Origin of the sequence: Pantoea sp. RIT-PI-b (assembly GCF_001187905.1) — a bacterium.
GTDB lineage: Bacteria > Pseudomonadota > Gammaproteobacteria > Enterobacterales > Enterobacteriaceae > Pantoea > Pantoea nemavictus.
This window is the reverse complement of sequence record NZ_LGIS01000012.1, coordinates 152,586-166,274: the sequence shown is the minus strand read 5'-3', so window position 1 is coordinate 166,274 and position 13,689 is coordinate 152,586. Positions and strand designations below refer to the sequence as shown.

Genomic DNA, 13,689 nt, shown 5'->3' with positions numbered 1-13,689 from the left:
ATGTTCGGAAAATTAACACTGGATGCAGTGCCATACCACGAACCCATTATCGTGGTTACGGTCGCCGCTATCATCTTAGGTGGTCTGGCGCTGGTTGCGGCCATCACCTATTTTGGTAAGTGGCAGTACCTGTGGTCTGAATGGTTCACCTCCATTGACCACAAAAAACTGGGTATCATGTACATCATCATGGCATTCGTCATGTTGCTGCGTGGCTTTGCCGATGCGGTAATGATGCGTACCCAACAAGTGATGGCTTCCGCTGGGGAAGCCGGCATTCTACCGCCGCACCACTACGACCAGATCTTCACCGCTCACGGCGTGATCATGATCTTCTTCGTGGCGATGCCATTCGTGGTAGGTCTGATGAACATCGCGGTACCGCTGCAAATCGGTGCACGTGACGTTGCCTTCCCGTTCCTGAACAACCTGAGCTTCTGGTTTACCGCGATCGGTGTGATCCTGGTGAACATCTCTCTGGGTGTGGGCGAGTTCGCACAGACCGGCTGGTTGGCTTATCCGCCGCTTTCGGGGGTGGAGTACAGTCCTGGCGTCGGGGTCGATTACTGGATCTGGAGTCTCCAGCTGTCCGGTATCGGTACCACACTGACCGGTATCAACTTCTTCGTTACCATTCTGAAGATGCGTGCACCGGGCATGGACCTGTTCAAAATGCCGGTATTCACCTGGGCATCACTGTGTACTAACGTCCTGATCATCGCTGCGTTCCCGGTACTGACCGTTACGCTGGCACTGTTGACACTTGACCGTTACCTTGGCTTCCATTTCTTCACCAATGAAATGGGCGGTAACATGATGATGTACGTCAACCTGATTTGGGTCTGGGGTCACCCGGAAGTGTACATCCTGGTTCTGCCGGTGTTTGGTGTCTTCGCTGAAGTCACTGCGACCTTCTCTAAAAAGCGTCTGTTCGGTTACACCTCTCTGGTGTGGGCGACCATCGCGATTACCGTACTGTCGTTCATCGTTTGGCTGCACCACTTCTTCACCATGGGTGCGGGTGCAAACGTAAACGCCTTCTTCGGTATCATGACGATGATCATCGCTATCCCGACCGGCGTGAAAATCTTCAACTGGCTGTTCACCATGTATCAGGGTCGCGTTGAGTTCCACTCAGCGATGCTGTGGACCATCGGCTTCCTGGTTACCTTCTCTATTGGTGGTATGACAGGTGTTCTGCTGGCGGTTCCGGGTGCGGACTTCATTCTGCACAACAGCCTGTTCCTGATCGCGCACTTCCATAACGTTATTATCGGTGGTGTGGTGTTCGGTTGTATGGCTGGCGTGACCTACTGGTTCCCGAAAGCATTCGGCTTCACGCTGAATGAAAAATGGGGTATCCGCGCGTTCTGGTTCTGGATCATCGGCTTCTTCGTGGCATTTATGCCGCTGTATGCGCTGGGCTTCATGGGTATGACGCGTCGTATCAGCCAGGACATCGATCCACAGTTCCACTCACTGCTGGTGGTTGCAGCAGGCGGTGCGGCGCTGATCGCTTGCGGTATTCTGTGCCAGCTGACCCAGTTCTACGTTTCTGTGCGTGATCGCGACCAGAACCGTGACCTGACCGGTGACCCGTGGGGTGGACGTACGCTGGAGTGGGCAACCTCTTCACCGCCGCCGTTCTACAACTTTGCCGTTATCCCACATATCCACGAGCGTGATGCGTTCTGGGAAATGAAAGAGAAAGGCGAAGCGTACAAGCAGCCAGAAAAATATGAAGAAATTCATATGCCGAAAAACAGCGGCGCAGCTGTTGTTATCGCGGCCCTGATGACTGTGTTCGGTTTCGCAATGATCTGGCATATCTGGTGGCTGGCTGGCCTCACATTCGTAGGTACTATCGTGACCTGGATTGTGAAGAGCTTCGATGAAGACGTGGATTACTACGTACCGGTTGCCGAAGTCGAGCAGATCGAGAAGAAGCACTTTGACGAAATCAGCAAAGCAGGTCTGAAATAATGTCAACTGAAACTGCAAAACACCACCACGACGCCCATGCGGAGCATGGGCATCACGATGCAGGAGCCAATAAAGTCTTTGGCTTCTGGATCTACCTGATGAGTGACTGCATTATCTTCGCAACCCTGTTTGCGACCTATGCAGTTATGGTCAATAACACTGCCGGTGGCCCGGCAGGTAAAGACATCTTCGAACTGCCGTTCGTACTGGTCGAAACCGCGCTGCTGCTGCTCAGCTCCATTACCTATGGTATGGCAGTGATCGCGATGAACAACCAGAACAAGGGTTCGGTCATCAGCTGGTTAGCCCTGACCTTCCTGTTCGGTGCGGGCTTCATCGGGATGGAAATCTATGAATTCCATCACCTGATCAAGGAAGGCTTCGGTCCTGACCGCAGCGGCTTCCTGTCAGCGTTCTTTACGCTGGTCGGCACGCACGGTCTGCACGTGACCTCTGGTCTGATCTGGATGGCAGTGATGATGTTCCAGATTTCTAAACGTGGTCTGACTGCAACCAACCGCACCCGTATCATGTGCCTTAGCTTGTTCTGGCACTTCCTGGATGTGGTTTGGATCTGCGTATTCACCGTTGTCTACCTGATGGGAGCCATGTAATGAGTCATTCTGTTAACGAACATGGCGCTTCGCACGGTAGCGTGAAGTCTTACATGATCGGCTTCGTCCTCTCGATCATCCTGACCGGTATTCCGTTCTGGATGGTAATGGATGGCGGCGCTTCACACGGCACTATTCTGGGTGTGGTTCTGGTGTGTGCGGTGGTTCAGGTGCTGGTTCACCTGGTCTACTTCCTGCACTTAGACAGCAAATCAGAAGGTGGCTGGAACATGGTGGCCATTGTCTTCTCAGCACTCATCATCTTGATTGTTGTCGTAGGCTCACTGTGGATTATGTGGAACCTCAACTACAACATGATGGCCCACTAAAGAGTCGTGTAATGATTAAGCAATACCTGCAAGTAACAAAACCAGGAATTATTTTCGGCAATTTAATTTCTGTGATCGGTGGATTCCTGCTGGCTTCGAAAGGCAGCATTGATTACACCCTGTTTCTCGCCTCGCTGGTTGGCGTGTCGCTGGTCGTCGCATCAGGTTGTGTATTCAACAACGTGATTGACCGCGATATCGACATCAAAATGGAGAGAACGCGGAACCGTGTTCTGGTCAAAGGCCTGATCTCGGCGAAAGTAAGCCTGGTTTATGCAACCGCATTGGGTATTGCTGGCTTTGCGTTGCTGTATTTCGGCGCTAACCCGCTGGCCATGTGGCTGGCGGTGATGGGCTTCGTGGTCTACGTAGGCGTTTACAGCCTCTATATGAAGCGTAACTCTGTCTACGGCACGCTGATTGGTAGTCTCTCTGGCGCTGCGCCGCCAGTGATTGGCTACTGCGCGGTAACCAACCAGTTTGACGCTGGCGCGTTGATTTTACTGGCTATCTTTAGCCTGTGGCAGATGCCGCACTCCTATGCGATTGCCATCTTCCGCTTTAAAGATTACCAGGCTGCCAACATTCCGGTTCTGCCGGTAGTGAAAGGCATCTCGGTGGCGAAAAATCATATTACGCTGTATATCCTGGCGTTCATGATTGCCACGCTGATGCTGACCCTTGGCGGTTACGCGGGCTACAAATATCTGGTGGTGGCCGCGGCCGTGAGCGTGTGGTGGCTCGGGATGGCGCTTTCAGGTTACAAAACCTCAAACGATAAAGTTTGGGCGCGTAAACTGTTTGTGTTCTCGATTATCGCTATCACTGCCCTCAGCGTGATGATGTCAGTTGATTTCATGACGCCGGCGTCGAAAGACTTGCTGACTTACGTCTGGTAATTCAGCTCCGCAAAACCAGAAAGGGCGCGAATTTCGCGCCCTTTCTTTTTGTTACCACTGCTTAAGAACAAATGTTTTACCCGCCCTGCCCTGCTGCCTAAAATGGGCGCAGTATAATTTTGAGGTAAACATGAACGACAATAAAATGACGCCAGTAGAGCTTCGCGCTACATGGGGTTTAGGTACGGTTTTTTCCCTGCGCATGCTGGGAATGTTTATGGTCTTGCCGGTACTCACCACGTACGGCATGGCGTTACAGGGCGCCAGTGAAACGCTGATTGGTCTCGCAATCGGCATCTATGGTTTGGCGCAAGCCATCTTCCAGATTCCTTTCGGTCTGCTCTCCGATCGTGTCGGCCGTAAGCCGTTGATCGTCGGCGGACTGATGCTGTTTGTCTTCGGCAGCATCATTGCCGCAACCTCCGACTCCATATGGGGCGTGATCTTAGGCCGTGCATTACAGGGCTCTGGCGCGATTGCTGCAGCGGTGATGGCATTGCTGTCGGATTTAACCCGCGAACAGAACCGTACGAAAGCCATGGCATTTATTGGCATCAGCTTCGGCGTCACCTTTGCCATTGCGATGGTGGTCGGTCCCATCGTGACGCATGCGCTGGGCTTGCACGCGCTGTTCTGGATGATTGCTATCCTCGCGACGCTTGGCATCGTCATCACCCTGTTAGTGGTGCCGAATGCACCAAACCACGTGCTCAATCGTGAATCGGGCATGGTAAAAGGCAGCATCCGCACGGTGCTGGCCAACCCAAGATTATTAAAATTGAATATCGGCATTCTCTGTCTGCATATTCTGCTGATGTCGAGTTTCGTGGCGCTGCCTGGCCAGTTTGAACAGGCTGGATTGCCAGCAGCAGAACATTGGAAAGTCTATCTGGTCACCATGTTAGTCGCGTTTGTCGCCGTAGTGCCCTTCATCATCTATGCCGAAGTGAAACGCCGCATGAAGCGCGTGTTCGTTGGCTGCGTGGCGACGATCATCGTTGCGGAAATCGTGCTGTGGGGCGCGGCAGGTCACTTCTGGACGCTGGTGATTGGCGTGCAGCTGTTCTTCCTCGCCTTCAACCTGATGGAAGCCATTCTGCCTTCCCTGATCAGCAAAGAGTCGCCGCCAGGCTACAAAGGCACCGCGATGGGCATTTACTCCACCAGCCAGTTCATTGGCGTGGCGATTGGCGGCAGCATGGGCGGCTGGATCTTTGGTCATGTTGATGCACAAACCGTATTCCTGGTTGGCGCCATTGTCGCGGCAGCGTGGCTATTTGTGGCGATGTCGATGCAGGAACCGCCTTACGTCAGCAGCCTGCGTATCATGCTCAGCGATGCGGTGCTGGCGGTGCCAAACCTTGAGAAACGTTTGAAAGCACAACCCGGCGTGGCGTCAGTGTTTATCGTGCCGGAAGAGAAAAGTGCTTATATCAAAATAGACAGCAAAGTGACGAGCCGCGTAGAACTCGAAGCGCTGCTCGCCAGCTGCTAAATCATCAGCCCGACCTCCGTGTCGGGCTTTTTCTTACAGCGACAGATCCACCACGATACGCCCTTCAATCTTGCCGGCGTGCATGCGCGCGAAAATATCGTTGATGTTGGTTAGCGGTTCCACCGCCACGGTGGCTTTCACTTTATGACGACCGGCGAAATCCAATGCCTCCTGCAGATCTTTACGCGTCCCGACGATGGAACCGCGCACCGTGATGCCATCCAGCACCATATTGAAGATCGACAAATCAAATTTTCCCGGCGGCAAACCGTTCAGCACCATGGTACCGCCACGACGCAGCGTGCCAATCGCCTGCTCGAAGGCTTTCGGTGAAACCGCCGTCACCAGCACGCCATGCGCGCCACCGAAGCTCTCCTGAAACACTTTGGTCGGATCGACATTTTTCGCATTCGCCACCACGCTGGCACCTAAGCGTTTAGCAAATTCCAGCTTCTCATCATCAATATCTACAGCCGCCACGTTCAATCCCATCGCTACCGCATATTGCACCGCCATATGACCCAGGCCGCCAATGCCCGAAATCACCACCCAATCGCCGGGTTTGGTGTCGGTCATCTTCAGCCCTTTGTAGACGGTGACGCCCGCGCAGAGAATCGGTGCGATTTCATTGTAATCAACGTTATCCGGAATGATGCCGACATAGTTAGCATCAGCGAGGCAATACTCGGCGAAACTGCCGTTTACCGAGTAGCCGGCGTTTTGCTGCGACAAACACAGCGTTTCCCAGCTATCAAGGCAATGCTCGCAGTGACCGCAGGCCGAATAGAGCCACGGCACGCCCACGCGATCGCCCAGTTTCAAATGTTTAACGCCTGCGCCCAGAGCCACAACCTGGCCGACACCTTCATGACCCGGAATAAACGGCGGATTCGGCTTGATCGGCCAGTCGCCTTCCGCGGCGTGTAAATCGGTGTGACACACGCCGGTGGCGGCGATCTTCACCAAAATCTGCCCCGGTCCCACCTGCGGCACCGGTACCTGCTCAATCACTAACGGTTCACCAAAAGACTTCACCACGGCGGCTTTCATAGTGGTTTTGATTTGCATATTCATCTTTCACTCTCCATTTGATCGGATGCGGACTCAGAACAGGCCTAACGGCGCGGTGCCATAGCTGACCAGCAGATTTTTGGTTTGTTGATAAGCGCTCAGCGCCATTTTGTGCGTCTCACGGCCAACACCCGATTGCTTATAGCCGCCGAATGCCGCATGAGCGGGATAGATGTGATAGCAGTTGGTCCAGACGCGCCCCGCTTTAATGCCGCGTCCCATGCGATACGCCAGATTGGTATCACGCGTCCACACGCCAGCCCCAAGACCAAACTGCGTTTCGTTGGCAATCGCCAGCGCTTCAGCCTCATCCTTAAAGGTGGTAACGCCAATCACCGGCCCAAAAATCTCCTCCTGGAAACAGCGCATCTGGTTAGTTCCTTTGATTAAGGTTGGCTGAATGTAGAATCCATCATTCAGCTCAGCGGCCACGCTCGCGCGTTCGCCACCGGTCAGAATTTGCCCGCCTTCGTCACGTGCGATGTTGATATATGACAGGATTTTGTCGAATTGCTGACGCGAGGCCTGCGCGCCGATCATAGTGTCAGTATCGAGCGGATCGCCACGGCGGATATTTGCCACCTTCGCCATTACGCGATCTATAAAGGCTTGATAGATCGATTCATGGATCAGCGCGCGCGAAGGACAGGTACAAACTTCACCCTGATTGAAGAAGCCGAGTACTAAGCCTTCTACCGCTTTCTCTATAAACTCGTCCTCACCGTCCATCACATCAGCGAAGTAGATGTTCGGCGACTTGCCACCCAGCTCCACGGTGCAGGGAATGATATTTTCAGCGGCACAGGCCATGATGTGACGCCCAACCGGAGTTGAACCGGTGAAGGCGATTTTGGCGATGCGCTTGCTGGTCGCCAGCGCTTCCCCCGCTTCACGGCCAAATCCCTGCACCACATTCAGCACGCCTGCCGGGAACAGATCGCCAATCACTTCCATCAGCAGCGTAATCCCCAGCGGCGTCTGCTCGGCAGGTTTCAACACCACGCAGTTACCTGCCGCTAATGCCGGTGCCAGTTTCCACGCCGCCATCAACAGCGGGAAGTTCCATGGGATGATTTGCCCTACCACGCCGAGCGGTTCATGGAAGTGATAGGCCACGGTAGTTTCATCGATCTCCGCGGTGCTGCCCTCTTGCGCGCGCAGACAACCGGCGAAGTAGCGGAAGTGATCCACCGCCAGCGGCAGATCGGCATTCAGTGTTTCACGGATCGGCTTACCGTTATCCCAACTCTCCGCCACCGCCAGTTTCTCAAGATTCGCCTCGATGCGATCCGCTACCTGCAGCAGGATATTGGCACGCTGCTGCACACTGGTTTTCCCCCAGGCGTCAGCGGCCTGATGAGCAGCGTCCAGTGCTAAATCGATATCCCGCGCGTCTGAACGTGGGAATTGCGCAATATCGCTGCCATTTACCGGTGAAGTATTGGTAAAGTATTGGCCGCTGAGCGGCTCGACGAATTTGCCCGCAATGTAGTTGCCGTAGGTCGCCTGAAATGAAACCAAAGCGCCGGGCGTGCCGGGATGTGCATAACGCATCGCAAACTCCTTAATGTAGGGTCAGATAATCTGAACGGACAGCGGCAACGTTGTATGACTTCATTGATTAACACGCTGCTGGATAAGCTATTGCAGCGCGCGTGCCAGTTTTACCAACCCAACAAAAAATGCATAAATAACCAAATAAATCATAAGATTAACAAATCACACTTCCACTTTCTGCGCGAGAAGATGGAGAAAAAATCGTCATCTGTGTTGCGTATCGCAACAGTACGGAAACCAAGCCGCTACAATGCCGCAACACTTTCGCTTGGGTACGAGGTCATCAATGCAGGGAAATCCATCCGCGTCTGCCGTTACCGCCAATCCGCTGTTAAGCGACTCCTGGTTTCGTAGCCAGCTGTATGGCCTCGATCGCACCGCCGACGATTTTCCTCGCGTTCGCCAGGGTGAGCTGGCAGACCTGCTCGCCAGCAATGCCGGACTGCAGCAGTTCGCCCAGCCGGTGATTAACCAGCTGGCGCAAAAACTGGCTGAGAAGCAATCGGTGGTCATTCTCTCGGATGCCACCGGTTTGGTACTCAATACCTTTGGCGATATGCCCTCGATGGAAAAAGCTCAGCGTTATGCGCTGGCACCCGGCAATTTGTGGAGTGAATGCGGGCGTGGCACCAATGCGATTGGCACCGCGCTGGCGATTGATGATGGCTGCGAAATTGCCGGCCATCAGCACTTCCTGACGCTCAATCAAGGGCTGTACTGCGCGGCGATGCCGTTGCAAATGCCGAACGGTCAGATTGCTGGCGTGCTGGATATCTCCGGTCCGGCGCACTTCCCACATCCGCAAACCTTTAGCTGGGTCAAAGCCGCAGCGAAACAAATTGAGTATTTGTGGGTGAAGCAGAGCCTGCATCCGCAGCAGTGGTTGATGAGTCTGCACCTTCAGCCACAAGGCATCGATACCAGCGATGAGCTGCTGCTGGTATTTTCAGATAACGTGTTGACCGCCGCGAATCGTCTGGCGATGCGCGAGCTGGCATTGAGTAGCGATCAACTCGGCAGCGTGACTTTCCAGCAGCTGTTTCCGCAGCAGCAGCAACACGCCAATACCCTTCCCATGCCGCTCGATTACGCCACCCAGCGCTACTATTTCCGCCTGCGCGCGCCACAGCGCAGCCATTTCGCCGCACCGAGCGAACCTACCCGCGATCTGCCCTTCTCGCTGCATCGCGATGGCGAAAAGATGGTGCGGCTGCTTAACGCCGGGGTGTCACTCTGCATTCACGGCGAAACCGGCAGCGGCAAAGAGTTTGTAAGTCGTGCACTGCATCAGCAGAGCCGCTGGCGTGAAGGCAAGTTTGTGGCGATTAACTGCGCGGCAATCCCGGAAGCGCTGATTGAATCCGAGCTGTTTGGCTACCAGCCCGGCGCCTTTACCGGCGCCAACAAGAGTGGCTATATCGGCAAAATACGCGAAGCGGACGGCGGCGTGCTGTTCCTTGATGAGATCGGCGATATGCCACTGGCGCTGCAAACTCGCTTGCTACGGGTGTTGCAGGAGAAAGAAGTGGCGCCGCTCGGTTCCAGTCGCAGCTGGCCGGTGAATTTTGCCGTTATCTGCGCCACGCACCGGGATTTGGCACAGCGTGTGGCAGAAGGTGAATTCCGCGAAGATTTACTTTATCGCCTGCAGGAATTTTCTATGACCATTCCGCCGCTGCGCGACTGGCCGGATATCGAAGGGTTTATCTGCCGTTTATGGCTCGAGCTGGGCGGCGCAGAACGTGACATTCAGCTGTCGCCTGCGCTGCTGACCGCGCTGGCACAGCTGCCGTGGCCCGGTAATGTGCGGCAATTACGCAGCCTGTTACGCGTGCTGCTGGCGCTGGCGGATGAAGGTGAGGAAGTGACCGAAGTGCATTTACCTGCCGAATATCGCCGCGCAGCACTACCCATGCAGGAAGATCGGCAGAGTCATGATGAACGCTTAATTAGCGAAACGCTGCAGCGCTTCAATGGCAATATCAGTAAAACGGCGCAGGCATTGGGCGTCGCGCGCAGCACGCTTTATCGTCGTGCAGCGCGCGACAAACGCGATTAGTCGCGGAAGTTTTTGAACTGGAAAGGCTGGCCGAGGTTACCACCGCGCACCAGCGCCATCGCACCCTGTAGATCATCGCGTGACTTACCAGTTACGCGCAGTTCTTCGCCCTGAATCTGCGTCTGTACTTTCAGCTTGCTGTCTTTGATCAGTTTCACCAGCTTTTTGGCGATATCGCTTTCGATACCCTTTTTCAGCTTGGCTTCCACCGACCAGCTTTTACCGCTGTGCACAATCTCTTCCGGCACTTCAATTGCCGCGCCTTCAATGCCACGCTTCAGCAGCTTTTCGCGCAGAATATCCACCAGTTGTTTTACCTGGAAATCAGATTCGCTGCTGATTTTGATGGTCTCACTCTTTTCGTTGAGCTCAATGGTTGCACTCACGTTACGGAAATCGAAACGGGTTGAGATCTCGCGGCTCGCATTCTCCACGGCATTTCGCACTTCCGACAATTCGACTTCGGAAACGATATCGAAAGATGGCATCTTTTCTTCTCCTGATACTAAAGTGACATGCATAATACGCGTCTTGTGGCGCTAATAAAACACGATACGCGGAAAGCTATACTTACCCATATCGTGAAAACAGGAACCCGCCCACGGGAGGCAAAATGAAAATTACCGTGTTGGGATGTGGCGCCTTAGGTCAAATTTGGCTCGCCGCGCTCGCCCGTCAGGGACATGAGGTTCAGGGTTGGCTGCGTGTGCCACAGCCTTACTGCTCAGCGAATGTCATCGATCCCCAAGGCAAGGTGAGCAATCACAGATTTATTGCTAACGATCCGCTGTTCCTCGCCGAAAGCCAGCTGTTACTGGTGACACTAAAAGCGCCACAGGTTTCGCCTGCGGTGAAAAACCTGCAAAGCGTGCTGCCTGCGCATGCCCCCATTTTGCTACTGCACAATGGCATGGGCACGCTGGATGAGCTAAAAGATGTGCGTCAGCCGCTGCTACGCGGTATCACCACCCACGCCGCGATGCGTGATGGCACGGTGATCAAACATGTCGCCCAGGGTATGACACATATCGGTCCGGCTAATCGCGAGAGCGCGGCCCTGAGCGATATCGCCGATATTCTGCATCAGGCGCTGCCGGATGTGGCCTGGCATGACAACATCGCCGCCGCCAGCTGGCGCAAGCTGGCGATCAACTGCGTGATCAATCCGCTAACCGTCGAGCACGACTGCCAGAACGGCGCGTTGCGAGCCTGGCCAGAGCAAATCGCCACTTTGTGTGAAGAGATCGCCTGGGTGATGGAGCGCGAAGGCCAGCATATGGCGGTGGATAATCTGCGCGGCATTATTTACGACGTGATTGATAGCACCGCCGCCAACACCTCATCGATGCTGCAGGATGTGCGGGCGCAGCGTCTGACCGAAATTGATTACATCACTGGCTACCTGTTGCGCCGCGCCCGCGCGCAGGGTATTTCGCTGCCGGAGAACACCCGTTTGTACGATCTGATTAAACGTAAGGAGTCCCACTATGAGCGCGAAAGCATCGGTTCTGGTTTGCCTGGCACATGGCAGTGAAGAGACCGAAGCGGTCACCACTATCGATTTGCTGGTGCGCGGCGGAATAAGTGTCACCACTGCCAGCGTGGAGAGTGACGGCACGCGCGAGATCGTCTGTTCGCGCAGCGTGCGCCTGCTGGCGGACGCGCCGTTAGTAGAGGTCGCCGACAATGATTACGACGCGATTGTGCTGCCTGGCGGTTTAAAAGGCGCAGAAACCTTCCGCGACAGCCCGCTGCTGGTCGAGACCGTGCGCCAATTCCATGTTTCAGGCAAGATTGTGGCGGCAATCTGTGCCGCGCCGGGCACGGTTTTGGTACCGCACGATCTGTTCCCGGTGGGCAATATGACCGGTTTTCCCGGCTTGCGTGACACCATTCCAGACAGCAAATGGATGGAGCGTCGCGTGGTATGGGACCCGCGCGTTAATCTGCTAACCAGTCAGGGACCAGGCACTGCGATGGACTTTGCTTTGAAGCTGATTGATTTGCTGGTGGATAAAGAGAAGGCGCGCGAAGTCGCTGCGCAGCTGGTGCTGGCGGCGGGGATTTATAACTATCAGGAGTTTGAAGAGCGTTAATTTACTGGGGTCGCCATCAAGACGCCCCCACAAAAACGGTAAGGTGCGCATTCATGCGCACCTGGAGCTTAAGGACGATAAACCTTCACGTTTTTGAAGCCCTGCTCATGCAGATACAGCGCCTGCAGGCGACTCATCACACCGCGATCGCAATACAGCAGCCAGGTTTTACTCTGGTCCAGATCGCCGAATTGGGTGCTGAGTTTGTAGAACGCCAGAGGTTTGACCTCAACGCCTTCAAGTGCCAACGGCTTCGCGTCCTGCTCATCCGCCGAACGAATATCCAGCACCACATCGTTGCTGGTGAAGGAGTCGACGGTTTCCACTTCCACCACTTCTTCTTCGGTCTGTTCAGCGATTTCACGGATATCGACGTTACTGGCTTCCTGCACGACACGATTCAGAATCTCGAAATCGAAATTCAGCTCTTCCGCTTCGATCTTCGCTTTCACCGCCTTCACAGTCGGGCTTTTCGAAATCACACCGCAATATTCCGGCATGGTGCGGGCAAAATCTTCGGTGCCGATCTTACGCGCCACATCGATGATGTGCTCTTTATCGTGTGAAATCAGCGGACGCAAAATCAGCGTATCAGAGGCATTATCGATCAAACGCAGGTTGGTCAGCGTCTGGCTAGACACCTGACCGAGCGCTTCGCCGGTCACCAGCGCTTGCACGCCGTAACGTTCTGCCACCATTGACGCCGCACGCACCATCATGCGCTTCAGCACCACGCCCATCTGGCCGTCGTCAACCTTCTCCAGAATCTCACCGACTACCGGCTCGAAGTTGATCGCCACAAAACGTACGCGATGCGAACGACCAAAACGCTGCCAGAGATAATGCGCGACCTGACGTACACCAATCTCATGTGCCGCACCGCCAAGGTTAAAGAAGCAGTAATGCACGCGGCAACCGCGACGCATCAGCATGTAGCTGGAAACTCCGGAGTCGAAACCTCCGGAAATCAGCGACAGTACATCTTCCTGCGTCCCTATCGGGAAACCGCCCAGACCTTCATAACGTGCGGTGATCAGTAACAGGCGATCGTCTTCGATCTCCAGGTTCACCGTTTCATCCGGACGATTAAGCTGCACCCGCGCGCTGGCGATGTGCTGATTAAGACCGCCGCCAACGTAGCGTTCAACATCCTGCGAGCTGAAGCTGTGCGTTCCGCGGCGCTTCACGCGCACACAGAAGCTTTTGCCTTCCAGACGCTCGCGATTAAGCACCAGCGTCTGCTCGAAGATATCGTGCATGTCGGTATAGGCGCGATCTTCCACCGCCAGCACGTGGTGAATGCCGGGAATACGCGTCAGTTCGGTGACGATGGTTTCACGCAGCGACTCATTTTTGGAACGCACTTCAACGTGATCCCAATGGCGCACGACCTTGATGTCTTCATCGACGGTACGCAGGATATTACGAATGCTGCTGGTAAGAATTTTGATAAAGCGCAGACGCACCGACTGACTTTTGATGGTGATTTCTGGGAACAGCTTGATGATAAACTTCATGGCGACAGGGGTTCGTTTGGGCAAATAAGTGCTAAAAGCATCGGCACTTAGCTGTTAAAATCATATAAT

At 54.5% G+C, this 13,689-nt stretch carries 12 protein-coding genes; 8 read left to right on the top strand and 4 right to left on the bottom strand.

Translation table 11 applies throughout. The annotated features are described in order from the left end of the window. The 5 genes from cyoB to AC790_RS02450 all read left to right on the top strand — a co-directional run bounded on the left by cyoB (nucleotide 1) and on the right by AC790_RS02450 (nucleotide 5,320). Entirely contained in the window at nucleotides 1–1,983 is a 1,983-nt protein-coding gene (cyoB, locus tag AC790_RS02470) for a cytochrome o ubiquinol oxidase subunit I (protein WP_007886984.1), read from the top strand. After that, nucleotides 1,983–2,597, top strand: coding sequence for a cytochrome o ubiquinol oxidase subunit III (locus tag AC790_RS02465; RefSeq protein ID WP_007886985.1), 615 nt, complete (start codon nucleotides 1,983–1,985; stop codon nucleotides 2,595–2,597). Before cyoB ends, AC790_RS02465 begins: the two co-directional genes overlap by 1 nt. Beyond that, nucleotides 2,597–2,926, top strand: coding sequence for a cytochrome o ubiquinol oxidase subunit IV (locus tag AC790_RS02460; RefSeq protein ID WP_007886986.1), 330 nt, complete (start codon nucleotides 2,597–2,599; stop codon nucleotides 2,924–2,926). The genes AC790_RS02465 and AC790_RS02460 overlap by 1 nt, the downstream gene beginning before the upstream one ends. An 11-nt stretch (nucleotides 2,927–2,937) precedes the next feature. After that, nucleotides 2,938–3,825 (top strand): heme o synthase, encoded by an 888-nt coding sequence (gene cyoE / locus AC790_RS02455; protein WP_007886987.1) that lies wholly within the window; start codon nucleotides 2,938–2,940, stop codon nucleotides 3,823–3,825. 130 nt (nucleotides 3,826–3,955) lie between these two features. Then, complete coding sequence (locus tag AC790_RS02450; RefSeq protein ID WP_007886988.1) at nucleotides 3,956–5,320, top strand: MFS transporter; 1,365 nt, start codon at nucleotides 3,956–3,958, stop codon at nucleotides 5,318–5,320. Nucleotides 5,321–5,353: 33 nt separating this feature from the next. Here the strand turns inward: AC790_RS02450 and adhP are convergent, their stop codons facing one another. Beyond that, complete coding sequence (gene adhP, locus AC790_RS02445; protein ID WP_007886989.1) at nucleotides 5,354–6,394, bottom strand: alcohol dehydrogenase AdhP; 1,041 nt, start codon at nucleotides 6,392–6,394, stop codon at nucleotides 5,354–5,356. 30 nt (nucleotides 6,395–6,424) lie between these two features. After that, complete coding sequence (locus AC790_RS02440) at nucleotides 6,425–7,945, bottom strand: aldehyde dehydrogenase family protein (protein WP_049850813.1); 1,521 nt, start codon at nucleotides 7,943–7,945, stop codon at nucleotides 6,425–6,427. 289 nt (nucleotides 7,946–8,234) lie between these two features. Between AC790_RS02440 and AC790_RS02435 the strand changes: the two genes are divergently transcribed. Beyond that, entirely contained in the window at nucleotides 8,235–10,007 is a 1,773-nt protein-coding gene (locus tag AC790_RS02435; RefSeq protein WP_049850812.1) for a sigma-54-dependent Fis family transcriptional regulator, read from the top strand. Here the strand turns inward: AC790_RS02435 and AC790_RS02430 are convergent. After that, on the bottom strand, nucleotides 10,004–10,495 hold the full coding sequence (locus AC790_RS02430; RefSeq protein ID WP_007886994.1) for a YajQ family cyclic di-GMP-binding protein: 492 nt from the start codon (nucleotides 10,493–10,495) through the stop codon (nucleotides 10,004–10,006). The genes AC790_RS02435 and AC790_RS02430 overlap by 4 nt on opposite strands. A 125-nt stretch (nucleotides 10,496–10,620) precedes the next feature. Between AC790_RS02430 and panE the strand changes: the two genes are divergently transcribed. Both panE and yajL read left to right on the top strand, forming a co-directional pair. Next, nucleotides 10,621–11,541: a 2-dehydropantoate 2-reductase gene (panE, locus tag AC790_RS02425; RefSeq protein WP_049850811.1), complete on the top strand. Its 921-nt coding sequence runs from the start codon at nucleotides 10,621–10,623 to the stop codon at nucleotides 11,539–11,541. Then, nucleotides 11,495–12,103, top strand: a complete 609-nt coding sequence (gene yajL / locus AC790_RS02420) for a protein deglycase YajL (RefSeq protein WP_049850810.1) — start codon at nucleotides 11,495–11,497, stop codon at nucleotides 12,101–12,103. The genes panE and yajL overlap by 47 nt, the downstream gene beginning before the upstream one ends. Before the next feature lie 68 nt (nucleotides 12,104–12,171). Here yajL and thiI read toward each other — a convergent pair whose 3' ends face one another. After that, nucleotides 12,172–13,620, bottom strand: coding sequence for a tRNA uracil 4-sulfurtransferase ThiI (gene thiI / locus AC790_RS02415; RefSeq protein ID WP_007886999.1), 1,449 nt, complete (start codon nucleotides 13,618–13,620; stop codon nucleotides 12,172–12,174). Nucleotides 13,621–13,689 lie beyond the last annotated feature (69 nt).